At 31.8% G+C, this 24,793-nt stretch carries 22 protein-coding genes and 1 pseudogene; 12 read left to right on the top strand and 11 right to left on the bottom strand.

Annotated elements, in window-relative coordinates; genetic code table 11:
- The first annotated feature begins 43 nt into the window (after window positions 1-43).
- On the top strand, window positions 44-1,960 hold the full coding sequence (locus tag R2808_RS00870) for an ABC-F family ATP-binding cassette domain-containing protein (RefSeq protein ID WP_371269045.1): 1,917 nt from the start codon (window positions 44-46) through the stop codon (window positions 1,958-1,960).
- Window positions 1,961-2,018: 58 nt separating this feature from the next.
- On the opposite strand, the gene R2808_RS00865 is transcribed toward R2808_RS00870, so the two are convergent.
- Window positions 2,019-3,164 carry an 8-amino-7-oxononanoate synthase gene (locus R2808_RS00865; protein ID WP_371269044.1) on the bottom strand — a complete coding sequence of 382 codons (1,146 nt, stop codon included), beginning with the start codon at window positions 3,162-3,164 and terminating at the stop codon, window positions 2,019-2,021.
- 63 nt (window positions 3,165-3,227) lie between these two features.
- Entirely contained in the window at window positions 3,228-3,716 is a 489-nt protein-coding gene (locus R2808_RS00860) for a DUF1761 domain-containing protein (RefSeq protein ID WP_371269043.1), read from the bottom strand.
- A gap of 137 nt (window positions 3,717-3,853) precedes the next feature.
- Here R2808_RS00860 and cls point away from each other — a divergent pair, with 137 nt between their 5' ends.
- A complete protein-coding gene (cls, locus tag R2808_RS00855; RefSeq protein ID WP_371269042.1) occupies window positions 3,854-5,293 on the top strand; it encodes a cardiolipin synthase in 1,440 nt (479 codons plus the stop codon).
- 2 nt (window positions 5,294-5,295) lie between these two features.
- Here the strand turns inward: cls and R2808_RS00850 are convergent, their stop codons facing one another.
- Window positions 5,296-6,081 carry a patatin-like phospholipase family protein gene (locus tag R2808_RS00850; protein ID WP_371269041.1) on the bottom strand — a complete coding sequence of 262 codons (786 nt, stop codon included), beginning with the start codon at window positions 6,079-6,081 and terminating at the stop codon, window positions 5,296-5,298.
- 74 nt (window positions 6,082-6,155) lie between these two features.
- Between R2808_RS00850 and R2808_RS00845 the strand changes: the two genes are divergently transcribed.
- Entirely contained in the window at window positions 6,156-7,019 is an 864-nt protein-coding gene (locus tag R2808_RS00845) for a DUF808 domain-containing protein (RefSeq protein WP_371269040.1), read from the top strand.
- A gap of 250 nt (window positions 7,020-7,269) precedes the next feature.
- Here the strand turns inward: R2808_RS00845 and R2808_RS00840 are convergent, their stop codons facing one another.
- Together R2808_RS00840 and R2808_RS00835 are read right to left on the bottom strand one after the other, a co-directional pair.
- Window positions 7,270-7,764, bottom strand: a complete 495-nt coding sequence (locus R2808_RS00840; RefSeq protein WP_371269039.1) for a hypothetical protein — start codon at window positions 7,762-7,764, stop codon at window positions 7,270-7,272.
- A 55-nt stretch (window positions 7,765-7,819) separates the two neighbouring features.
- Complete coding sequence (locus tag R2808_RS00835) at window positions 7,820-8,644, bottom strand: carboxypeptidase-like regulatory domain-containing protein (RefSeq protein WP_371269038.1); 825 nt, start codon at window positions 8,642-8,644, stop codon at window positions 7,820-7,822.
- Between the two features lie 105 nt (window positions 8,645-8,749).
- On the opposite strand from R2808_RS00835, the gene pepE reads away from it, so the two are divergent.
- Entirely contained in the window at window positions 8,750-9,457 is a 708-nt protein-coding gene (pepE, locus tag R2808_RS00830; protein WP_371269037.1) for a dipeptidase PepE, read from the top strand.
- Window positions 9,458-9,466: 9 nt separating this feature from the next.
- On the opposite strand, the gene R2808_RS00825 is transcribed toward pepE, so the two are convergent.
- Window positions 9,467-10,576, bottom strand: coding sequence for an adenylate kinase (locus R2808_RS00825; RefSeq protein WP_371269036.1), 1,110 nt, complete (start codon window positions 10,574-10,576; stop codon window positions 9,467-9,469).
- Window positions 10,577-10,687: 111 nt separating this feature from the next.
- Between R2808_RS00825 and R2808_RS00820 the strand changes: the two genes are divergently transcribed.
- Both R2808_RS00820 and R2808_RS00815 read left to right on the top strand, forming a co-directional pair.
- Complete coding sequence (locus tag R2808_RS00820; RefSeq protein ID WP_371269035.1) at window positions 10,688-11,221, top strand: hypothetical protein; 534 nt, start codon at window positions 10,688-10,690, stop codon at window positions 11,219-11,221.
- Between the two features lie 84 nt (window positions 11,222-11,305).
- Window positions 11,306-14,092, top strand: coding sequence for an outer membrane beta-barrel protein (locus R2808_RS00815; protein ID WP_371269034.1), 2,787 nt, complete (start codon window positions 11,306-11,308; stop codon window positions 14,090-14,092).
- Window positions 14,093-14,144: 52 nt separating this feature from the next.
- On the opposite strand, the gene R2808_RS00810 is transcribed toward R2808_RS00815, so the two are convergent.
- The 5 genes from R2808_RS00810 to R2808_RS00790 form a co-directional block, all read right to left on the bottom strand.
- Window positions 14,145-14,951, bottom strand: coding sequence for a YgcG family protein (locus tag R2808_RS00810; protein WP_371269033.1), 807 nt, complete (start codon window positions 14,949-14,951; stop codon window positions 14,145-14,147).
- The gene (locus R2808_RS00805) at window positions 14,951-15,388 is read right to left on the bottom strand and encodes a TPM domain-containing protein (RefSeq protein WP_371269032.1); all 438 of its coding nucleotides are present in this window, start codon (window positions 15,386-15,388) and stop codon (window positions 14,951-14,953) included. Before R2808_RS00805 ends, R2808_RS00810 begins: the two co-directional genes overlap by 1 nt.
- Entirely contained in the window at window positions 15,388-16,005 is a 618-nt protein-coding gene (locus R2808_RS00800; protein WP_371269030.1) for a LemA family protein, read from the bottom strand. Before R2808_RS00800 ends, R2808_RS00805 begins: the two co-directional genes overlap by 1 nt.
- Before the next feature lie 11 nt (window positions 16,006-16,016).
- Window positions 16,017-16,349: a MerR family transcriptional regulator gene (locus R2808_RS00795; RefSeq protein WP_371269029.1), complete on the bottom strand. Its 333-nt coding sequence runs from the start codon at window positions 16,347-16,349 to the stop codon at window positions 16,017-16,019.
- 66 nt (window positions 16,350-16,415) lie between these two features.
- On the bottom strand, window positions 16,416-17,393 hold the full coding sequence (locus R2808_RS00790) for a M23 family metallopeptidase (protein ID WP_371269028.1): 978 nt from the start codon (window positions 17,391-17,393) through the stop codon (window positions 16,416-16,418).
- 131 nt (window positions 17,394-17,524) lie between these two features.
- On the opposite strand from R2808_RS00790, the pseudogene alaS reads away from it, so the two are divergent.
- The 6 genes and pseudogenes from alaS to R2808_RS00760 all read left to right on the top strand — a co-directional run bounded on the left by alaS (window position 17,525) and on the right by R2808_RS00760 (window position 24,779).
- Window positions 17,525-20,137 (top strand): annotated as a pseudogene (alaS, locus tag R2808_RS00785) (alanine--tRNA ligase).
- A 319-nt stretch (window positions 20,138-20,456) separates the two neighbouring features.
- Window positions 20,457-21,215, top strand: a complete 759-nt coding sequence (locus R2808_RS00780) for a hypothetical protein (protein WP_371269027.1) — start codon at window positions 20,457-20,459, stop codon at window positions 21,213-21,215.
- Between the two features lie 124 nt (window positions 21,216-21,339).
- Window positions 21,340-22,290 carry a GSCFA domain-containing protein gene (locus R2808_RS00775; protein WP_371269026.1) on the top strand — a complete coding sequence of 317 codons (951 nt, stop codon included), beginning with the start codon at window positions 21,340-21,342 and terminating at the stop codon, window positions 22,288-22,290.
- Between the two features lie 84 nt (window positions 22,291-22,374).
- Complete coding sequence (locus R2808_RS00770) at window positions 22,375-22,893, top strand: DUF6252 family protein (protein ID WP_371269024.1); 519 nt, start codon at window positions 22,375-22,377, stop codon at window positions 22,891-22,893.
- Window positions 22,894-22,919: 26 nt separating this feature from the next.
- Entirely contained in the window at window positions 22,920-23,972 is a 1,053-nt protein-coding gene (locus R2808_RS00765) for a hypothetical protein (RefSeq protein ID WP_371269023.1), read from the top strand.
- A 63-nt stretch (window positions 23,973-24,035) separates the two neighbouring features.
- Window positions 24,036-24,779, top strand: a complete 744-nt coding sequence (locus tag R2808_RS00760) for a hypothetical protein (RefSeq protein WP_371269022.1) — start codon at window positions 24,036-24,038, stop codon at window positions 24,777-24,779.
- Window positions 24,780-24,793 lie beyond the last annotated feature (14 nt).

Here is a 24,793-nt window from a genome sequence, read left to right as displayed (position 1 = left end):
TAACAAATTGTTTTGCTGGTAACTTTTGTAACAAAAATAGACTATGTTAAATATTCATAATTTATCAATATCATTTGGTGGTACCTATTTGTTCGAAGAAGTAACCTTTCGTTTAGGCGCAGGCGATAGAGTAGGATTAGTAGGTAAAAATGGTGCAGGAAAATCGACAATGTTAAAAATTTTAGCAGGCGATTTTAAGCCAGATTCTGGTGTAATTGCAACCGAGAAACAAGTAAAAATGGGTTTTTTACGTCAAGATATTGATTTTGAAAAAGGAAGAACCGTGCTAGAAGAAGCTTATTTAGCATTTGAAGAAATTGTAAAAACAGAGCATAAAATTGACGAAATAAACCATCAACTAGCCAATAGAACCGATTACGAAAGCCAATCGTATCACGATTTAATCGATGAATTAAGCGATATTACGCATCAATATGAAATTTTAGGTGGTTACAACTACAAAGGCGAAGCCGAAAAGGTATTACAAGGTTTAGGTTTTAAACGAGAAGAATTTAACAACCCAACGGAAACTTTTTCGGGCGGATGGCGAATGCGTATTGAATTAGCAAAATTATTGCTACAAAACAACGATGTGCTACTTCTTGATGAGCCAACCAACCATTTAGATATTGAAAGTATTATTTGGCTCGAAAATTTCCTTAAAAATTTTCCAGGTGTTGTGGTAATTGTTTCGCACGATAAAATGTTTTTAGATAACGTAACCAATAGAACTATCGAAATTTCTCTTGGTAAAATTTACGACTATAATAAGCCATATTCGCAGTATTTAGTTCAACGTGAAGAATTGCGAGAAAAGCAATTAGCTACGCAAAAAAACCAGCAGAAAAAAATTGAAGAAACCGAAAAACTCATTGAAAAATTTCGCTACAAAGCTTCAAAAGCATCAATGGCACAATCGCTAATTAAAAAACTTGAAAAAGTAGAACGAATTGAAGTAGATGAAGACGATAATTCGGTAATGAATATTTCGTTTCCTGTTTCGGTTACACCGGGTAGAGTAGTAGTAGAAGCCGAGAATGTGAGTAAAAATTTTGGCGAAAAAGAGGTTTTAGAAACTATTTCACTTTTGGTAGAACGTGGTAGTAAAATTGCTTTTGTAGGACAAAATGGTCAAGGAAAATCAACGTTTATAAAAGCCATTGTAAACGAATTTGACTACAAAGGAACAATTAAACTTGGTCATAACGTACAATTGGGCTATTTTGCGCAAAATCAAGCCGAATATTTAGACGGCGAAAAAACGCTTTTAGATACTATGCTAGATGCGGCAACCGATAGCAACCGTTCCAAAGTGCGCGATATGCTGGGCGCTTTTTTGTTTCGTGGCGACGATGTTGAAAAAAAGGTAAAAGTGCTTTCGGGTGGCGAACGCAATCGTTTGGCATTATGCAAATTGTTGTTGCAACCTATTAATGTTTTGTTAATGGATGAGCCTACCAATCATTTAGATATTAAATCGAAAAACGTGTTAAAAGCAGCGTTGCAAAATTTTGAAGGAACTTTACTTTTAGTATCGCACGATCGCGATTTTTTACAAGGATTAGCCAATACCGTTTATGAATTTAAAGATAAAAAAATAAAAGAATACCTAGGCGATATCAATTTCTTTTTGGAGCAACGCAATGCACAAAATATGCGGGAGTTTGAAAAGAAAGATGATGTACTACAAGTAGAAACGAAAACAGAAGGTAAAGTAACAAAATCCTTATCATACGAAGAGCAAAAGAAACAAAAAGCGCTACAAAATAAATTAAGTAAAATAGAAAGTCAAATTAGCGCATTGGAAAAAGCGATAGCAAAAGACGATGAAAATTTAGCAAAAAACTACGAAAAGCTAATGGAAGATAATTTGTTTTTTAGCCAATATGAGAAAAAGAAAAAAGAATTAGAGCAGTTAATGGAAGATTGGGAAAACGTTCAATTGGAACTTGAAAACTAGTTTTCGGTTTCGTTTTCTAATTCAAAATTTAAAAAGAAAATTACAAACGGTAACCAGACTACTTAAAAGGATTACGTTTGTTCCAAGAAGTTTCGGGTTCTAATTTTGGAAAAATGTTGCCAATAAAACGATTAATAATTGGGTTGGTATGAAATAAAAATCCCGACATATAAACAGGTTTCGCACCAATTGAGCTCTTAATTTCAAGTGCTGTACGTCCAAAAATAATTTTTTCAAATTGGTTTTCAATACCAAATTCGGTCATGTTGTATAGCATATTTAAATACAACATATTTTCTTTTTGATGCTGTTCATCGTAACCTAAAAAGTAGGTTTCCAAAACTTTTCCGTTAAGTAAAAGCGTATGAAAACCAATAAGTTTATCGTGTAAAAAATAACCAAAAACTCTAAAGCGATTACCGCATTGTTTTTTAAAAGTTGAAAAATGATTTTTGCTTAGAAAAAAAGTATTAAAAGGCGCATTTTTAGCTACATAATAATAAAGCGAATACAGCGTGTTTTCTAGAACAACAACTTCGGTAAGCGATAATTCTTTTAGTGTAATTGCGCTACTTTTTTTTCGGGCTCGTTTGTATTGGTCGCGATATTTTTTGGTAAACGAAGCTACGTAATCATCTTTAGATTTCCAATCTGGTTGTAAGTTGAAAATCATATTAGGTTGCGTGTGAAATTCGTATAAATTTTTAAATTCAAATTGTTGCAATTTAGTAGCACAAACCGCATAAAAATCTTTAAAACTAACCAGATGAATTTTGATTTTTTTCTTTTTAAAATATTGAATTAAGGCTTGCGAACATTGCATCATAGTTTCGCTTATGTTTTTAAAACCAATATCTTTACTAAATGTGTAACTGTTTTGTCCTGTAATCATATTATTTCCCATAAAGACTACGTGCGAAGCAAAGTTTTTTAGCATAAAATTTCGAAATAGTGTTTTAAAACAAGTATCGCGTTCGCCAAACGATTCTAATTTGTTAAGATCAATATATTGCGCAAGCGAAGTTCCTATTAATTCATTATTTTGAAAAATGCCAATAAAAAAGCATTGCATATTTACAGAAGCCGATTTTTCGAGTACGCTTAAGTAAGGCGTTTGCAAAAAATGATTGGCAACCGAAACATTATCCCATTCTATTGGAAGTTCGGTAATAGCTGTATAAATTTTAAAATGAATGTTTTTCAAAAGAAAAAAAAATCGTCCTACAAAAATAGAACGATTATATATAATTAAATGTTAAAGTAAAATTTATTTCCAAGCACAAATAATTCCGCCCATAATGGTAAGTGAAACTACCCAATAACCACCTGTTACTAAAATATATTTCCACGATTTTTGTTCAAAAAGCCCGTTTATTGCAGTAATTGGCAATACAAAAAGTAAACCAACCATAAAGCCATGTAAAGCACCATGTTGAAATGTTCTAAAAACGGTACCATAATCGTTCATAAAAGCAGTATATGATGGTAGTGCTTCGGCTACTTTATCAGGCCCGCCTACCATTCCTAAAGCACTTAACTGATGAATTACCATAGGCGACAACATAAAAGATACAATTATTGAATACACAAGTGTAAGCCCGAAAATTTTTAGCATATTACCTTGTTTTGCTTTTTCTTCGGTCATACCCGATTCTTGCATCCAAATTGTACCAAAAACTTTTGGGTTGTACCAAATAAAACCTACTATAAAAGTAGATAATGCTGCAACAATGCAGGCAATAGGATTAAATAGCATAAAACAATAATTTAACGATTAAAACTCAAATGTATAAAAAAAATAAACAACTTGTTTAAAATTATAATTTTAAAACCGCATAATTATTTTACAATTAAAAGTAATATATTTATAATCAATTATAAAAAAAGAGTAAAATGCTAACAGTTTTAGTAGTTATTTTTTATGTAGTAATACTTGTAACGGTTGCTATTATTATTGTAAACACAACAACAACAAGCAAGGCGTTAGCCTATTTAATGCTTATTTCGTTGTTTCCGGTTGTAGGGCTTATTGTGTACTTTGCTATTGGCAGAAATTATAGAATTAACAAACTGTATAGTAAAAAATTAGAAGTCGATAGAAATGCTTTTCCAGAATTAGAACAAGAACTTAAAGAATATTCTAAAGATGCTATAAATAAATCTGAAAACTTTTTAGACAACTTTATCAATTTAGCACAGTTTAACACAATAGACAATGTTTTAACTTTAAATAATGATGTAAAATTATTACTAAACGGAGAAAGCAAATTTCCCGATGTTTTAGAAAGTTTAAAAAATGCAAAACATCATATTCATATAGAATATTATATTTATGAAGATGACGAAATAGGAAAAGCAATTGGCAAAGTTTTAAAACAAAAAGCAGCAGAAGGTGTCGAAGTTCGATTTATTTATGACGATTTTGGAAGTAAATCCATGAAAAAATCGTTTATAAAAGATTTAGAGTCTAGTGGTGTTGAAGTTTTTCCGTTTTATAAAATAAAATTGTTGTTTTTTGCAAACAGAATAAACTATAGAAATCATAGAAAAATTATTGTTATTGATGGAAAAACAGGCTATGTTGGTGGCATTAATATTTCAGAACGCTATGCAAATCCGAATAGTCGAAATTTATATTGGCGCGATACGCATTTAAAAATATCAGGTTCGGCGGTATTAAGCTTGCAGCGCGTTTTTATGTCGGATTGGAATTTTTGTGCGCAGCAAAATATAGGCGTTTTAAAAGAGTATTTTCCTATTAAAAATATTTTTGAAAACAATACTAAAAAATTAGTTCAAATTGTTTACAGCGGCCCCGATTCGGACCATCCTAATATTATGTTTGCTTTAATGCAAGCTATAATTATGGCTAAAAAAGAAATATTAATTACGACACCTTATTTTGTTCCCGATACTTCTTTTATAAATGCTTTAAAAATTGCAAAATTAAGTAATGTATCTATTAAATTATTAGTACCAGGTGTTTCCGATTCGTTTTTAGTAAATGCTACTTCAAATTCGTATTACCAAGAATTATTAGAAACAGGAATAGAAGTTTATAAATATACCAAAGGTTTTGTGCATGCCAAAACAATGGTTTGCGATGGTTTTGTTTCCACCATTGGAACAGCAAATCTAGATCAGCGAAGTTTCGACTTAAATTTTGAAATAAATGCTTTTGTTTACGATGCAGAATTTTCTAACGAATTGCGAGAGGCTTTTTTAAACGATTTAAAAAACGCTACTAAATTAGAATTAGAATCTTGGAAAAACAGATCTTATTTTGTACAATTTATAGAACGAGTTGCCCGATTATTATCGCCATTAATGTAGCGTTACACATTTAATTCGGCTTTAATTTGTGGAATAACTTGTACACCATATTGGTAACCTAATTCATAAATTTCACGTATTTTACTTAATGTAAAAGTACCATATTTATCTAATTCTGGTGGATTAATAAGCCAATTACACTGCTTTAGTTTGGTTAACGATTCGTAACGGTTTGAAATTCGATAAGCCCTATCGGCTACATCAATGGCAGAGGTTAAATTTTGCTTGGTTATTTTTCGTAATGGACTTACATATACGCCTAAAATTTTATCTACTTTATTTGCCACGCCATCAATAGGGAAGTTATTTATAATACCACCATCAGAGTAAAGCGATTTTCCTATTGCAATAGGAGCAAATATAAAAGGAAATGCACAAGAGGCTAAAACTGGTTTTAAAATAGGACCAGAGTTGAAAATTTTTAGTGTTCCTGCTACAATATCGGTAGTGGCTACTTGTAGTTCTATAGCTAAATCTTCAAAATTTTTACCTTCGAAATACGAACAAAATACACTTAAAAATTTTTCTGCATTTAACATTCCGGGCTGTGCCCAAGTAAAGGCACCAAGTTTAAAAAAGTTGTTTTCAGTCATTAACTTTAGCACATCGTCGCTAGAGTAGCCACAGGCATAAAAGGCGCCAGCCAAAGCACCAGCACTTGTGCCCGAAACAAAACTGGGTTTAATATTATGTTCTTCTAATGCTTTAAGCACACCTATATGCGCTGCGCCTTTAACACCGCCGCCCGATAAAACCAAGCCCAAAGAATGTTGTTTATTATGCTGCATATAATTTTTATTATAAATATAATTTATTTGGTTTAAAATTAAGCAAATAAAATTATTTTTGTAAAAACTATTTTATGGCTTCAGGAATTTTTGCAGTATTAGATGATATTGCGGCTTTAATGGACGATGTAGCGGTAGCAAGTAAAGTGGCTACCCAAAAAACAGCTGGAATTTTAGGCGACGATTTAGCGGTTAATGCCGAAAAAGCAACAGGTTTTTTAGCCTCTAGAGAACTACCCGTTTTATGGGCAATAACGAAAGGTTCTTTTCTAAACAAACTTATAATTGTACCTATTGCCTTACTGTTAAATTCGTTTTTTCCTATACTAATAAAATATATATTAATTTTGGGAGGATTATATTTAGCTTATGAAGGTGCCGAAAAAATAATTGAATTTATCTTTCACAAAAGTAAAAAGGGAAGTGAAGTGATTGAGGAAGATAAAACAGAAACAATTGATGAAAAAGTAAAAGTGCGTTCGGCTATAACAACCGATTTTATTTTATCTATTGAAATTGTTATAATAGCTTTGGGAACTGTTTTAAACGAAAGTTTAACCATTCAAATACTTACGGTTTCTGTTGTTGCATTTTTGGCAACTATTGGGGTTTATGGTATTGTAGCGCTTATTGTACGAATGGACGATGCAGGTTATAAATTAATAAAGAAATCGAATAATAAGGGTTTCTTTTATAGTTTAGGAAACGGCTTAGTAAAAGCCTTGCCTATTGTTATTAAATTATTAGGTTTTGTAGGAACAATTGCACTTGTTTTAGTAGCAGGTGGAATTTTTGCCCACAATATCGATTATTTTCATCATTTTTTACCACAGTTGCCCTCTATTGTTAAAGAAGCTCTTTTAGGATTAACCGCAGGTTTAATAGTAGTACTTTTATTATCAAGCGTTAAAAAAGTATTTGGTGTAAAAGCGCATTAATATTAAAAAATTAATAATGCGCGTATAAACACAAAGAGAACCAATTTCTTGATTCTCTTACTTAGTAGCGTGAACTGGATTCGAACCAGTGGACTTAGGATTATGGGTTTAGCAATTGCAAAAAAACACAAGTTTCTTTATTAGGTTTGCGAAATTCTAAATTTTTAATTTTTTAACTAAATCAGTCCACTTTTCGTTGACGATTTGCATAAATACAGTAGCTGAAAAACTTTTAAAAGTAGTAAAAATATTAATCTAAAATTTTATCGAGTAAATCTTCTAATTCGTGCATTTGCGGAATACCTTTTCTACGGAGCATACGTGCAATAAAATAAAGTGCTATCCATAAACCAATCATTAAAAGCATAATAACTAAATCGAGTCCAAAATTTTGGTTTAACGTCCATTTCGAATATGCAATTGTAAAAAAGATAATAAAAATACCCGCCACTACAAAATGTAAAAACATAAATAATGTCCATAAAACAGGATCGGGGCCAAACAAACCATTTATAGCCGTATTGCCATCTTCCATTTTGTCGAGTTCTAAGTGCAAATTAGGCGAATGTTTTTCTCTTCGGCGTGCACCAATACTTAGCCAAATATGATTATCTAGCGTTTTAATATGAAAATCGGGCGAAACATCTGGTTTTAGTTTTTCGCAAGAAGCCATAATAGCATCAATAGATTTAGGACTTGTTTTATAAAACCGTAACCGTAATTTTATTTCTTTTTCGGGTTGCATAAAAGAATTTTGTACTAAAATAGTGTTTTTTTCTAGAAAATATAAAATTGAGTTTTTATTTTTCTTCTTTTTTAGCTATTAAATACAGTTTAGATTTTTCTATTAAATATTCTAATAATTCAAATTCGTTTTCGGTTTTTAGCAAATGTGTCATTTCTTCAAAATCGGGTTCTGCATACGCAATAAACGCTGTAATTTCATCTTGAGGAATTTTTAAATTAGTGGTAAAAAAAGTATCGGAATATCGTTTGTATAAATGGGTTTGAAAGGATTCTGTAAGCAACTGTTTTTCCCAGTCTTCGTTTTTGTAGCTTTGCAATCGTTTTTTTCTATTTCTTTCTTTCGCTTCTTTAGAAACAAATAGTTTTAATATAGCACCAAAATTAATGCCAGTTAACGGACTTAAACCGTTGTTGGTAAAGGCATTTACTTTAGTATCGCGAATATCGTCTGGACTCAATTTGCTAAAATCAATAGCATTCATATTAATAGCATAAGTTTTAATGTTTTTACTGTCGATTTCTATAATTCCGGTTAAATTTTTATTCGTAATAACCACTTCGTCTAAAAGTGTGTTTTTTGTTTCCATTTTTAGGGTAAAATTCTGCAATAAAAAATCGCTTTCTTTTACAATATAATGTTGGGTAACAAATGAAAGCGCCTGAAAAATTAGCGTGTCTTTTGCTTTTGCCTCTATTGCAAATTTTCCTTCTGCGTTAGTTGCTACTCCTTTACGAGTGTTTTTGTTAAATACAGTTATGTTTTGAACTTCTACAGAATCAGACACAATTGTACCTACAAGTTCTTTTCTTCCTTTTTCTTGCGAGAAAAGAATTCCGTTTGTAATAAGAATAAAAAGCAAGAGTAATTTTTGTTGCATACTAAATTATTGGTACAAGTAAAAGTAAAAGTAATCTTCACAACAAAACCTTAATTAGTTGATAAACTTATGTTAAAGCCTTATTTTTGAAAAAATTTTTGGCCAATGAAAAACTTAATTATTGCTAGTACTTCTACTTTATACGGTGGAAGTTATTTGGATTACTTAACCAATGTATTAATAGAACATTTTAAAGAAGCAACTACTATTTTGTTTATTCCGTATGCTAGACCAAGTGGTATTACTTATGATGAATATACTAAAAAAGCCAGTACTTTTTTTAATAAAATAGGTAAAAAAGTTGTAGGAATTCACGAGTTTGAAGATCCTAAAAAAGCTATTGAAAATGCCGAAGGAATTTTTACAGGCGGTGGCAACACTTTTTTACTCGTAAGTACATTGTATAAAAATAGCATTGTAGAAACACTTGCGCAACAATTACAAAAAGGAACACCTTATTTAGGAACAAGTGCCGGAAGCAATATTACAGGTTTAACTATGGGAACAACAAATGATATGCCTATAGTGTACCCACCTAGTTTTAAAACCTTAAGTGTGATTCCTTTTAATATTAATCCGCATTATATAGATACCGATACCGCATTGAATCATATGGGAGAAACTCGCGAAACCCGAATTGCCGAATTTCACAAATTTAACCCACAACCTGTAATTGGTCTTAGAGAAGGTAGTTGGCTCCAAGTAAAAGATACAACTATTATTTTGAAAGGAGAATTACCAGCACGCTGGTTTACGGCTAATGCTAATCCAATAGAAATTTTTCCTGAAACAAAAATTAACGAATTACTTTAAAAAAAACTTTTATAAAGTATCAATAACTTTTGCTAAACGAACAGTTACTTCTTCTATAGAGCCAATTCCGTTAACCGAATGAAATTTGTTTTGCGCTTGGTAATAATCGATTAATGGTGCTGTTTTTTGATTATACTCGTCGTAGCGGTTTCTTATTTTTGTTTCGTCTTGATCATCTGGACGACCTGAAGTTTTTCCGCGTTCCAGCAAGCGTTGTACTAAAATTTCATCGTCTGCTTCTAGCGCAACAGTTGCGGTAACTTCCCATTTTTTTGATTCTAAAAAAGCATCTAGTGCATTGGCTTGAGCTATTGTACGAGGAAATCCGTCGAATAGAAAACCGTTTACATTAGGATTTTTTTCAACCTCGTCTTGTAGCATTTTAATGGTAACTTCATCAGGTACTAAATCGCCTTTATCCATATACGATTTGGCAAGTTTACCTAAATCGGTATTGTTTTTAATATTAAAACGGAAAATATCGCCAGTAGATAGGTGTACTAAGTTGTATTTTTCTTTTAAAAATTCGGCTTGTGTTCCTTTTCCTGCTCCTGGTTTTCCAAATAATACTATATTAATCATTTTGTTTTGTGTTGTTAATTGATATACTTGTTTTAAATTTCTTCCTAATCCGTCATAATCGAGACCAAAACCTACAATAAATTTATTCGGAATTCGAATACCAACATAATCTAATTTTATTTCTTTTTTGTAAGCTTCGGGTTTAAAAAATAAGGTGGCAATTTTAAAATGTTTTACACCTTTATCTTTAAAAATTTGCTTTAATTCTTCTATCGTATTGCCAGTATCTACAATGTCTTCAACAATAACAACACTTCTACCTGTTAAATCTTGGTTTAAGCCTATAAGTTCTTTAACATGGTTTGTGGTACTTGTGCCTTCGTACGATGCCATTTTAACAAAACTTACTTCGCAAGGGCGGTTGTAGTTTTTCATTAAATCGGAAAAAAACATAAAAGCACCGTTTAGCACTCCAATAAAAATGGGCGTGTCGTCGTAAAAATCGTCTTCTATTTGCTTGGCAAGTTTTTGTATAGTATAGTTTATTTCGTTTTCCGAAATAAAAGCTTCAAAAAATTTATCGTGTAATTGAATCAAAATCTTATTTTTTTAGAAAACAAATTTACAAAGTAATTGTAGATTTGGCATAATCTATTTGTTGTTTTTTGTAAAAATGATATATTTATAAAAGCTACAAAAACAAATAATATGAAATCTGATTTTTATAATCAAATTGCAAATAGTAATGCACATAGATGGCAGCGCGATTTAAATTGTGAAACGGCTTTAGCAAATCCGTTAAACCTAAACGAATTATTTGAATTGTCTTTTGCAGTTTCCGATGTAAATCATTTTAAAGCTTGCTGGGCATTAGAATTGGTTTTAGAACAAAAAATAGAATTGTTGTTACCCTATTTAGATCAGTTTTGTGCTAAGGTAAAATTGTATAAAAACGATTCGGCGTTGCGTTCTATTTCTAAAATTTGTTGGTTTATTTCAATCTCAAATAATAAACTATTAAAAGCACAAGAACAACAATTAATAGAAAGTTGTTTAGATTGGCTTATTCAGAACGAAAAAGTAGCTACAAAAGTTTATGCAATGCGAGCTCTTTGCAATTTTTCTAAAACGCACAATTGGCTTGTTTTAGAATTGCAAACTATACTTACACAAGATTATTCGAATCATACGGCAGCTTATAAAGCAGCGGCAAGAGATGTTTTGAAAAAACTTAAAAAATAAAATAAATTCTGTAAGAAAAATTTTCTAAAAAAGCAATAAATGTGTTAATTCGCAGTTATGGATTAGTAATGTAACACTATTTTTATGCGTTTTCACTTCAATATTGTACTTTTTTTATTGGTTTCATTTCAAGTATTTTCACAAAATAAAGTAGCCGTATCGGGTAGAATAATAGATAAGACAACAAAATTACCCGTTGAGTCAGCAACTGTTTTTTTTCAAAAAATATCCGATTCTACAGTTGTAGATTATAGTATTAGTAGTAAAAATGGCGATTTTAGATTTGAGTTTAAACCTATAGATTATTCTGTGGCGTTAAAAATTTCTTTTTTTGGTTACAATACTTACCATAAAACAGTTGAAGCTATTGCATCCGATTATAATTTTGGTGTAATAGAATTAGAAGAAAAAACAACCGTTTTAGAAGGCTTGCAACTAAATGTTGAAGCGCCACCAATTGTTGTAAAAACCGATACACTAGAGTTTAACGCTTCGTCGTTTAAAGTTCGTCCAAATGCAAATGTAGAAGCGCTACTAAAACAACTTCCAGGTGTTGAAATAGATGATGAAGGCAAAATTACCGTAAACGGAAAAGAAGTAAATAATATTTTAGTAAACGGAAAACCTTTCTTTGGAAAAGACGGTAAAATTGCGACACAAAATCTTCCTGCAGAAATGATTAATAAAGTTCAAGTTACCGATACGAAAACAAAAGAAGAAGAAATTTCTGGCGATAGTGCAAGTTCTAACGAAAGCACCATTAACCTAACCATTGATGAAGATAAAAATAAAGGATTGTTTGGTAAAGCAACTGCGGGTTATGGTTCTAATAATCGTTATGAATCGAGTTTGTTATTTAATTATTTTAAAGATACTCAAAAAATTAGCGTTTTAGGTTCGTCAAATAATATTAACTCAGTCGGTTTTTCAATGGATGAAATTTTCGATAATATGGGTGGCGGACGCAACAGCTCTATTTGGGTAAACGACAATGGTAGTTTCGGCATAAACGGTATGCAGTTTGGCGGTAATACAGGCATTACAAAATCGAATATGATTGGAATTAATTTTGCAGATGAGTGGTTTGCTAAAAAAGTAGATCCTAACGGAAGTTATTATTTTTCTAATGCCGTTACCGATAATAAAAATACAACAAAAAGAACAAATTTGTTGCCAACGGGTAGTACTTATACAGCATCAGAAGCTGTTACAAAAAACGATGTTAACGCGCACAATGTAAGTTTAGATTTTGAAGTTAAAATAGACTCAACAACTACCATGTATATAAGTCCAAATTTATCGAAGAGTAATGTAAAGAATTTGTATAAAAGCAATTCTTTTACTTTAGATGAAAATAATGCGCTATTAAATGAAAACACGTACGACAATTATACCGAATCAGAAAACGTTAGGTTTAAAAACAATCTTTATATAAATAAAAAATTAACTAAAAAAGGACGTTGGGCAAGTTTGTCTTTTCGTAATGAAAACAACAAAAATACGTCTAATTTAAACACACAAAATACCACAAATTTTTATCAATCGGGTAGTGCTAACGATGTTCGTAACCAAATTACTAACGATGATGATGACGCAACAAATTATACACTTGAAATAAATTATAACGAACCTGTTTTAGATTCGTTAAGTTTAGGTTTTAGTGCATCGTACCAATGGAAAAAAAGCGAAGAAATAAAAAACACTTTCGATTTTAATACCGTTAATAATAATTATACCGATTTTAATGATATTCTTTCAAACACTATTTTTTCAAGTACTAAAACCTTTAATTCAACTATAAAAATTCAGTTAAAAAAGAAAAAAATTCGCGGACGTATTTCTTTAGGAACCGATATTTTAAAATTCGACAACAAGGCAAATTATTTAGGAGCAATAACGCAGGTAAAAAAAGATTATATGTTTCCTGCAATTAATGGTTATTTAAGTTGGACTTTAGCAAAATCGAAATCTATTTATACGTACTATTCTTACAATGTTAATTTACCAACGGCTCGGCAATTATTACCTTTTCAAGACTTAGCCAATCCGTTAAATACAATTATAGGAAATCAAAGCTTAAAACCAGAAGAACGCTATAGACTGTATATGAATTTTAACAATTATGATTATGCAACTCGTTCTGGGTTTTATGCTTATTTTGGTGGCGACGTTACGGCAAATCAAATTGTAAGTTCAACCGTTTACGACAACGATTTTAAAGCTTCTACAACCTATGAAAATGTAAATAAAGCCTCGCAAGTATATACAGGTTTTACAGTAAACAAATCGCATAAAAAAGAAAAACGAACTATAAAATATGGCGGCGGAATTTATATAGATTATAATTTCGATCAGGGTTTAACCAATAATACGTTGTACGAAGCTAAAGGTTATAGTATAAATCCAAGAGTAAATTTTTCTTGGGCTATAGAAGATGTTATAACAATTGCACCTTCGTACCGATATACATTTAATAGTACTGATTTTTCAAACTATATAATTGAAAACTCTAACAATTTTAGGCATATTTTTAAAATAGAAACCACAAGTTATTGGCCCAAAAACGTAGTTTTAGGAAACGATTTTGGCTATACTTATAATTCAAATATTTCGGGTGGTTTTCAAAAAGATTTTTATTTATGGAATATTAGCTTAGGCTATAATTTTTTCAAAGACCAATTGCTAGCCAAAGTAAAAGTATATGATGTGCTAGATCAAAACGTTAGCGCAAGAAGAACCATAAGCCCAACAGCCATTACCGATGCCGAAAATACTGTTTTACAGCAATATGTAATGTTTTCACTTACTTATAAGTTAGAAAAGTTTGGTGCAAAAAAGAAAAATGATAATGGTATTATTTTTATGGATTAGAGGGCTATTATAGTTTTTGAATATTCTTCTAATGCTGTTGTAAATTGCAATACTACCAACTTCCACCAGCGCCACCGCCAGAAAATCCGCCGCCACCGAAGCCACCGCCAAATCCGCCACCGCCAAATCCGCCGCCCGATGAACCAAAGCCACCAAAACCGCCAGAATTTCTGCCCATTCGGCTTAAAATAATAGTGTCGCCAAAATCGGTTCCGTTAAATCTACCAGTTCCAGAACCTGGTCCGCCGCTATTGTTTTTAAATAAAATAATAAAAATAACGACTAAAAATATAAAGAATATAATAAACGGTAAAATATCAAAGTCGGGCTTGTCTTGTATGCGAGTACCTTTGTATTTTCCTTTTAAAACTTCAAAAATAACATCGGCACCTTTATTAAGACCTAAATAAAAATCTCCTTTTTTAAATTCAGGAATTATAATGTTTCGTATAATTTCGCCTGTAATTCCGGCAGTTAAACGATCTTCAACCCCGTATCCGGCAGAAATCCAAATTTTTCGTTCTTCTTTGGCTAATAAAATAAGCACACCATTGTCTTTGTCGGCTTGGCCAATTCCCCATTCGTGTGCCCACTTTGGTGTTAAAATTCCAATGTCTTCGCCTTTTAAGCTTTCAATAGAAATAAATACAATTTGTGTAGTAGTACTATCCGAATATTTAATAAGTTTATCTTCTAATAATTGCTTTTCCGAATCATTTAAAATAGTAGCATAATCGTAAACCGAAGTTTGAAATTCGGGAACTTTAGGAATATCAAATTGTGCCCAACCTATAGTTTGCAATAGTAATAAAATGGCAAACAATAAGAATTGTGCAGTTTTTAAAGTCAGTTTAATCATTATCCTTTAGAAATTTCATTTGGAAGTTCGTTTGTGTCGTCTGTTTGATACGGAAAGTAATGTTTTAGTTGTTCGCCTGCTTGTAATACACCTTCTACTAAACCTTGTTTGTAATTACCTGTTTTAAAATGAAAAAGAATTAATTCTTTTGTGCTGTTCCAGAAATTAGCGCCCACTTTTTCGTGAATTCCTTTATCGCCTATAATAGCCAAATGCTTATTTGCAACACCTATATAAATTAAAACGCCATTTCGAGCTTTCGTTTCTTGCATGTTTAAAGAAAAGAAAACCTCTTGCGCACGTGCAAGAGGATCTTTACTAGAATGTTCTTCTAAATGCACACGAATTTCGCCCGAAGTGTTTTTTTCAGCTTTTACAATAGCTTGAACAATTTCTTGTTCTTCTTCTTTTGTTAAAAAATCTTCGGTTTGCGACATTATTTTGTGTCTTCAGATTTGTTGCCAAAATCAAATTCTACTTCAACTGGTTTTTCGGCACCTTCAACAGCATCGAAATAGGCTTTTTCTTTAAAACCAAACCAACCTGCAAAAATGTTATTAGGAAAAACTTTTACGTGGTTGTTGTAAGGTTTAACCGCTTCGTTAAAACGTGTTCTTGCGGTTAAAATTTGATTTTCGGTACTTGCTAATTCGTCTTGTAATTTTAAGAAATTTTGATTCGCTTTTAAATCGGGATATTTTTCAACGGTAACCAATAAACGTGACAAAGCACTGCTTACACCACTTTGTGCTTGATTAAATGCTTGTAATTGCTCTGGTGTAATGTTGGTTGGGTCAATAGTAACCGAAGTGGCTTTAGCACGAGCATTTACAACGGCTTCTAAAGTCGATTTTTCAAAGTCTGCAGCGCCTTCAACTGTTTTTACTAAATTACCAATTAAATCGTTTCTTCTTTGATAAGTTGTTTGCACATTTCCCCAAGCTTCTTCTATATTTTGTTCTAGCTTTACGGCAGTATTGTTAATGCCTTTAAAATAATTGTAGCCAATTAAAACAACAGCTGCAACAATAATCCACGGTAAGAATTTTTTCATAATAATAGGGTTTAAAGATTGTTTTTAATTTCAGTTAATTGATTTTTTATAGTTTCTAATTTTTGAATAATTTCAAATTTGTTTAAAGTTTTCTTTTGATTTTCTTTTAAATGTGTTTTAGCACCATCAAGTGTAAAACCACGTTCTTTTACTAAATGATAAATTAGTTTTAAATTGGTTACATCTTCGGGTGTAAATTTTCGGTTGCCTTTTGCGTTTTTTTTAGGTTTTAAAATATCGAATTCTTTTTCCCAAAATCGAATTAATGACGCGTTTACCCCAAATGCTGAAGCAATTTCGCCTATGCTATAGTATAATTTCCCTTGTTGTAATTCGATTTTCATCTTTAAAACTTACTGTTTAACTACGTGTTTTCATTTTGAAATAAGTTATTAAAAAAACCTAAATTGTTAATCCAACGCTTGGTTTTCTTGGCTGGCAATTTTAGCAATAGCAACATATTCTTCAGCCGATATACTTCCGTAATAAAAATTAATAGGATTTACTTTTTCGCCATTTTTTATTACTTCATAATGCAAATGCGGAGCTTCACTTCGTCCAGTACTTCCTACATAGCCTATTATATCGCCTCGTTTTACGTGTTTGCCAGCTCTAACATTATATTTGCTTAAATGCGCATACAAGGTAACATAGCCATAACCATGATTAATTTCGATATGATTACCATAACCCGAAAGCGAATTGTCGGCTTTTAATACTACGCCATCGCCCGTTGCATAAATTGGCGTTCCAGATGGTGCAGTAAAATCCATACCGTAATGAAATTTTCTAATTTTGGTAAAAGGGTCGTTACGATACCCGAAACCCGATGCCATTCGTTTTAAATCTTCGTTCTTTACAGGTTGAATAGCCGGAATTGCAGCTAATAACTTTTCTTTTTGCTCGCCAAGTTTTACAATTTCGTCTAACGATTCGCTTTGTATGGCTAATTCTTTTAACAAAACATCTACACGTTTAGAAGTGTTTATTACCAAGTCAGAATTGTTGTAACCTTCTAAGTCTTTATAACGATTTACCCCACCAAAACCTGCTTTTCGTTCTTCATCGCTAATAGGACTCGTGTTAAAATAAATACGATAAATATTGTTATCGCGTTCTTCAATAGCCGATAAAGCTTTATTCATAAGATCTACTTTTTTATTTAAAACCTTATAATTTATTTTCATATACTCTAATTCGCTGGCTAAAATTTTATCTTTTGGCGTTTCAAAATACGAAGTATTCATTAACAATATAAAGCATAAAAAACCAAACAGAGCAGCCGATACTAAAAACAGCAACACATAAGCAAACTTTTTACGTTTCTTAACCGTAATTCGTTTATACGCTAAATTTTCTTGATCGTAGTAATATTTTACTTTTGGCATCTACTAATTTTACTATTTTTGTACGCAAATTAGTTGTGTACATTTTGTTATACGAACAAATTTATAAAATGTTTCATTTTTATCTAGTATTTAATCATAAAATTAACTAGATAATAACAAGTTTATAGTTTATGAAATCGCAAGACATTAGAAAAGCTTTTTTAGATTTTTTTGAAAAGAAAGGACATTTAATTGTTCCATCGGCTCCAATTGTTTTAAAAGACGACCCTACTTTAATGTTTAACAATTCGGGTATGGCGCAGTTTAAGGAGTTCTTTTTAGGAAACGGAACACCCAAAAAAAATAGAATTGCCGATACGCAAAAATGTCTTCGTGTTTCAGGAAAACACAACGATTTAGAAGATGTTGGTTTTGATACGTACCATCATACGATGTTCGAAATGTTGGGCAATTGGTCGTTTGGCGATTATTTTAAAAAAGAAGCAATTGCTTGGGCTTGGGAATTTTTAACTGAAGTTTTAAAACTCGATAAAGACCGATTATACGTGTCCGTTTTTGAAGGAAATCCTGCTGAAAATGTTCCGTTTGACCAAGAAGCATTTGATATTTGGAAGCAATATGTTTCTGAAGATAGAATTATTAAAGGAAATAAAAAGGATAATTTTTGGGAAATGGGCGAGCAAGGTCCGTGTGGTCCGTGTTCGGAAATTCATATCGATTTGCGTTCCGATGAAGAACGTGCTAAAGTTTCAGGTTACAGTTTAGTAAATGCCGATCATCCGCAAGTGGTAGAAATTTGGAACAATGTATTTATGGAATTTAACCGTAAAGCCGATGGTTCTCTAGAAAAATTACCAGCTAAACACGTAGATACGGGTATGGGTTTCGAACGTTTATGTATGGCCATGCAAGGCAAAAAATCAAATTACGATACCGATGTATTTACGCCACTTATTCGGAGAAGTTGAACCATTACAGGTGTAAAATATGGCGCTAATGAAAAAACCGATATTGCCATTCGCGTAATTGTTGATCACATTCGTGCGGTTGCTTTTGCTATTGCCGATGGACAATTACCATCGAATACAGGTGCAGGTTATGTTATTCGTAGAATTTTAAGACGAGCAATTCGTTATGGTTTTACGTTTTTGAATACTAAAGAGCCTTTTATTTATAAATTAGTTGAGGTATTAAGTAATCAAATGGGCGAATTTTTCCCAGAAATTCGTTCCCAAAAAAATTTAGTAACCCAAGTAATTAAAGAAGAAGAAAACTCATTTTTACGTACTTTAGAACAAGGTTTAGCTTTATTAGATAGTGTTATTGCCTCAACAAATGGTAAGGAAGTTTCCGGAAGAAAAGCATTTGAATTGTACGATACTTTTGGTTTTCCTATCGATTTAACAGCATTAATTCTTAGAGAAAAAGGCTATTCTTTAAACGAAACAGAATTTGAACAAGAGTTGCAAAAACAAAAAGATCGTTCGCGTGCCGCATCAAAAGTAACTACTGGCGATTGGGTTGAACTTATTGAAGACGATGAAGAAGAATTTGTAGGCTACGATTTGGCAACCACTAAAGTTAGAATAACACGCTATAGAAAAATAGAAAACCAAAAACAAGGCGAAATGTACCAATTGGTTTTCAATATTACACCGTTTTATGCCGAAGGTGGTGGCGAAATTGGCGATCAAGGATTTATAGAAGCCGATAACGGCGAAATAATTTATATTGAAGACACTAAAAAGGAAAACAATGTAATTATTCATTTTACGAAAACATTGCCTCGAAAATTAGACGGTATGTTTACGGCAGTAGTCGATGCCGAATTTAGAAAAAATGTATCGGCAAACCACTCGGCTACACATTTATTGCATCAAGCGTTGCGAACTATTTTAGGAACTCATGTTGAGCAAAAAGGTTCATTGGTAAGTAACCAATATTTACGTTTCGATTTTTCGCATTTTGCAAAAGTTACACAAGAAGAATTGCAACAAGTTGAAGATTTTGTAAATGCTCGCATAAAAGAAGCATTACCGCTACAAGAACAACGCAATATTCCGTACCAACAAGCCCTAGAAGAAGGCGCAATCGCTTTATTTGGCGAAAAATATAGCGATACGGTTCGTACTATTCGCTTTGGAAAAAGTATGGAATTATGTGGCGGAATTCATACTAAAAACACAGCCGATATTTGGCATTTTATGATTACGTCAGAAAGTGCAGTGGCAGCTGGCATTCGTAGAATTGAAGCCATAACGGGCGATTTTGCTAAAAAATATTTAATGGAACAAAATGAATTGCTGCACGAAGTAAAATCGATTTTGAAAAACCCGCAAGACATTACCAAATCGGTAAGTTCGTTACAAGATGAAAACACAAAATTGAGAAAACAGGTTGAGCAGTTGCTAAAAGATAAAGCGAAGAATTTAAAAGGCGAATTGGCAGCGCAATTACAAACTATAAATGGCGTTGACTTTTTAGCTACACGAGTAGATTTGGACGCCGCTGGAGCAAAAGATTTAGTACACGAATTAGGGCAAAATAAAACCAATTTATTTGTGGTTTTAGCTACTGTAAACGACGACAAACCGATGCTTACGTGCTATATTTCGAAAGAATTAGTTGCCGAAAAAGGATTAAACGCTGGGCAAGTAGTACGCGAACTAGGTAAATACATACAAGGCGGCGGCGGCGGACAACCGTTTTTTGCAACTGCTGGTGGTAAAAATCTTACAGGAATTGAAGAAGCTTTAGAAAAAGCCGTTGAATTTATTTGTTAAGAATATAGAAAATAGAGAAAAGAAGAAAGATTGTTGCGGCTGTCTAAAAAGTGTAATCTTGTTAAGCTGAACTTGTTTCAGCTTCTATAAATACTGGATTGTTAAATGTTATTAGATTCCGAAATAAATTCGGGATGACAAAAATTAAACTTTTTACACAGCTTCTTTCTTTTTTAGATTATGAAACAAGTTCAGCATTGCTACACTAAAAGTGTGTAAAATTTTATTCCGTAAGCGTTGTAATAAATTTTATAACAAAAATTTTGTAATTCGTTTTTTTTTTTTTTTTTCTTTAACAAAAATTAACAATTACTAAATTATGAAAAAACTTTTAACTTTAGTTACAACTTTAGCACTTGTGTTTACCTCGTGTTCTAATGATGATGATAGTGCAGCTACGCCTGTTTTGCTTACGCAGATAAACTATTCCAACGGAACAAATTCTTTTACTCGTGATTACAATTATAACGGAACAAAATTAGTTTCTATTGTCTCTTCTAGTGGCGACTTACAAGAATTTACCTATACAGGAGATTTAATTACAAAAATTAAATACTCAGAAAATAACAATAGTGTTCAATATACAGAATCATTGTTTGAATATAATGCTAATCAGGAAGTAATTTCGGCAACAAACCTTTATCATAGTGATAATAATCCTTATGGAAGCAAAACTACATTTGTTTATAATACAGATAATACCATTTCAACCGCATTTTATCTTGGCGATTTAAATAGTCAAACTAATTTACAAAATTCAGGCAAGTATTTTTTAAATACTTCTGGAAACATATATAAGGTAGAAGAATATGATTTGAATGGTAATATAATTGAGCAATTTAATTATACATTTGATTCTCAAAATCATCCAGGAAAAAATATAACGGGTTACTCTAAATTACCTTTTCATAGAGATGGTAAAAATAATAATATTTTAGCATGCTCAAGTTTAGGGGGTTATTCTGCTGATAATTATACAATTCAATATCAGTATAATTCAAATGGTTATCCAGCTTCAAGTGTTGAAACTAATATAAATGGTAATTCAGTAACAACGCAATACACCTATAACCAATAATTTTTTTAAAATCTTACTATAAAATCCCGACTTTTTAACTTAACGAGTCGGGATTTCTTTTTTATCACTATTTTTGAAATAAAATTGCCGTATTAACACATCGACAAATTGACACATTAAAAAAATGAACTTTAGAACCGAAATACCCATAGCCAAATACAATTTCCCTATCGATTACCAATCGAAAATTATGTTGTTGGGTTCGTGTTTTTCCGAAAATATAGGCGAGAAGTTTCAATATTTTAAATTTCAAACCACAGTTAATCCTTTCGGGATAATTTTTAATCCTGTTTCTATTGAAAAATTAGTAAAAAGAGTAGTAGCACAACAACCATTTACCGAAAACGATATTTTTTATCACAACGATTTATGGCATTGTTTCGAGGTACATTCCGAATTATCCAATCCAAACAAAGAAGCGTTTTTAAACAATTTGAATTCAATTGTTGAATCGACACATCGTCAAATTGTCTCATTATCTCATTTGCTAATTACATTAGGCACAAGTTGGGTTTACCGAAATAATTCGTCTAAAGAAATTGTAGCCAACTGCCATAAAGTACCACAAAAAGAATTTACAAAAGAGCTGCTTTCAACTTCACAAATTGAAGAAAGTTTACAAAATATAGTGTCGCTAATTCATTCGGTTAATCCAAATGTCAAATTTATTTTTACCATTTCGCCTGTGCGACATATAAAAGATGGTTTTTTCGAAAACAACGTAAGTAAAGGAAATTTACTTTCGGCATTGTACAAAACTGTCAACTGTCAACTGTCAACTGTCAACTATTTTCCAAGCTACGAAATAATGGTCGATGAACTTCGTGATTACCGTTTTTATAAAGACGATATGTTGCATCCAAACCAGCAAGCGGTCGATTATATTTGGATAAAATTCTTCGAAAATTATATCAACCCAAACGAATTTCAGTTGATGAACGATATTTGCGCTATTCAAAAAGGATTGCAACACAAACCTTTTAATCCAGATACCGAAGCACATCAAAAATTTCTTCAAAATCTTCAAAAAAAAATAGAAACAATTAAAAATCAGTATCCTACAATCCATTTTTAATAAAATACGCCATTTGCCGTATTGATTGCCGTAGTATTATTTTAGAATTTTGGTTTCAGATAATAACCTTTAAAATAATGTATTATGAAATCAATTAAACTACTAGCAATTTTTATTTTATCCGTTACTATGTTTGCGTGTTCAAACGATGACGATGGCGGAAACGATGGTACAGCAGCAGCAGGAACAGTAACGGCAAAAGTAGATGGAACAACAGTAACTTCTACAAGTGAACTTACCGTGGCTACATTAATTAGTTACGGTTCTAGCAATGTATTAAGTATTCAAGGAACTAATATGGAAGGTAAAGGTTATCGTATTACCATAAACGATGTCGATGGCGAAGGAACTTTTCAATTAGGTGGAAATAGCGTAAATACAAATATAGCTTCTTATGTTGAAGGAAATGCAACCGATCCACTAAACTCGCAAATGTGGACAGCGCCTTACGATGATGATAGTATAAATAGAGGCGAAGTAGCTATTTCTTCTTTTTCAGAAACAAACGTTAAAGGAACATTTAGTTTTTCGTGTAAAAATCCAAATGACGACTCTGTTAAAACCATAACCGAAGGTTCTTTTAACGTAACTATTACTCAGTAAAAATACCTAACTATAAATTTATTGAAATGAAAAAAATATATTTTACAGTAGTTGTTTGCTTTTTACTTTATTTTTCTGCAAACAGTTATGCACAAACCATTAGCGAAGTAAAAACAAAAGATAGAAGTGTAGGAACAAAACAATTAAAAGACAAACCTAAAAAAGTGTTTGTAAACGATTTTGTAGTGCATTTTCAATTTTATAATCAAAAAGAAAAGTCATCAAAAGGCGGTCTTATGGGCGGCGTACTAAAAGGCGATGCAAAATCGAAACTTTTCTTAGGATTAGATAATTTAACCGAGCAAGACTTTATAGATATTACCAATAATTTATTTGCCGATTTTCAATCGCAACTGCAAGCAAAAGGCTACTCATTTTTAGATGGTAAAGCGTTCGAAAATACCGATGCGCTTAAAGGTCGTGAACGAATTGAAAATTATCCTGTAGCCTATACTATTTTTCCCGGTGTAGCTTCGGTACATCCTAGTAATTATGCGTTTTATTCGTCTAACGAGAATTTTTTTAAAATGAACTACGGTTCTAAATTATCAAAAGATTTAGACGATGCACTTGTAGCAAATGTTGAGCTTTTTGTGTTTTTTATAGAAGATAAAAATTCGTGGGCACAAAAAAATAAAAGTGCTAATATTAAAGTTGAAACCCAATTGCGAATAGTGGCGTACGATAATGTTAAAGCTGTAAACGAAAAAGAAATTAGCAAATTACAAGCCTTAACTATTGGAAAGAAAAAACAAGTAGATATACCCGCGCAAAGTCAAATAGAATTTACCTGCGGAAGAAACGCCATTGGTGGTTCGCCTATTGTAAGTTATATAGGTAACCTTAAAAACGATATTGTAATAGAAGATGCTATTGAAAACCAAACTATAAAAAGCGAAGCCAAAAACGACGAAGATTATATAGGAACTAATACTGCTTTTGGAAAGGTTTATAGAGCAAACAACATTACAGTTTCAAACAGTTATATACTGCCTGTAGATGTAGAAAAATATAAAGATGGTATTCTTGAAGCTGGAAATGCGTTCATAAAAACACATATAGAAAATATGTTGAATTAATTCCAAAAAATAGTTTTCCATTTTTTATGCAAAAGCTATTCAATCAATAAAATAAATAAAAAGATGAAAAAAATAATTCTATTCGCATTGTTAACTTTTACAACAATGGGTTTTGCACAGCAAAACATGAAAAAACAAGTAAGTAAAAAAGATGTAAAAAACGGACTAATTACCTTTGAAACATTTACGAACAATGCTGGCGATGTTTCCTATGGCTTTAGAATGGGTGCGTTAATTGTAGGACCAAATATGATAAAACATTCCGATGGAAAAGTAACCTACCAAAACTACAACAAAGAACATACCATTGACGGAACGGTTATTATAATGGATAACCAAAAACAAAAAATTGAATTATATACCTATCGCGATAGTAAAAAAGAAGGGCCGTCTTTTGTAATAACAAACGGTAAGCCTACTGCAACCGATGAATACAAAAACGATAAAATAGATCTTGGCGGACACAAAGTAAAACCACCAGGAAAATACGTTTTAATAAAAGGCGATGGAAAAAGTGGCTTTACTATGGAAAAAGACGATAAAGGTTACGCAATAGGTTATTTTAAATATGGTTACCGCCAGTTTCCAATGATTCACGTTTGGAATAGTGGCAATTCGTACTACGGACAATACTTAGGCGGTCAAAGATTAGGTTTTGGAGTATTTTTCTTTAACGATAGCACAAAATACGTAGGAATGTTTGACGAAGGCTATTTAGAAGGCTTAGGCTTTATGGTAGATAAAGACGGAACTATTACCGAAAAAGGCTATTACGATAACGGCAAATTGTTATATGCAATAGATTAATTTAATTGTAAACA

It is taken from the genome of Flavobacterium sp., assembly GCF_041392005.1.
Classification (GTDB): Bacteria; Bacteroidota; Bacteroidia; order Flavobacteriales; family Flavobacteriaceae; genus Flavobacterium.
The sequence above is the reverse complement of the archived record's forward strand: the minus strand, read 5'-3'. Positions and strand labels throughout refer to the sequence as shown.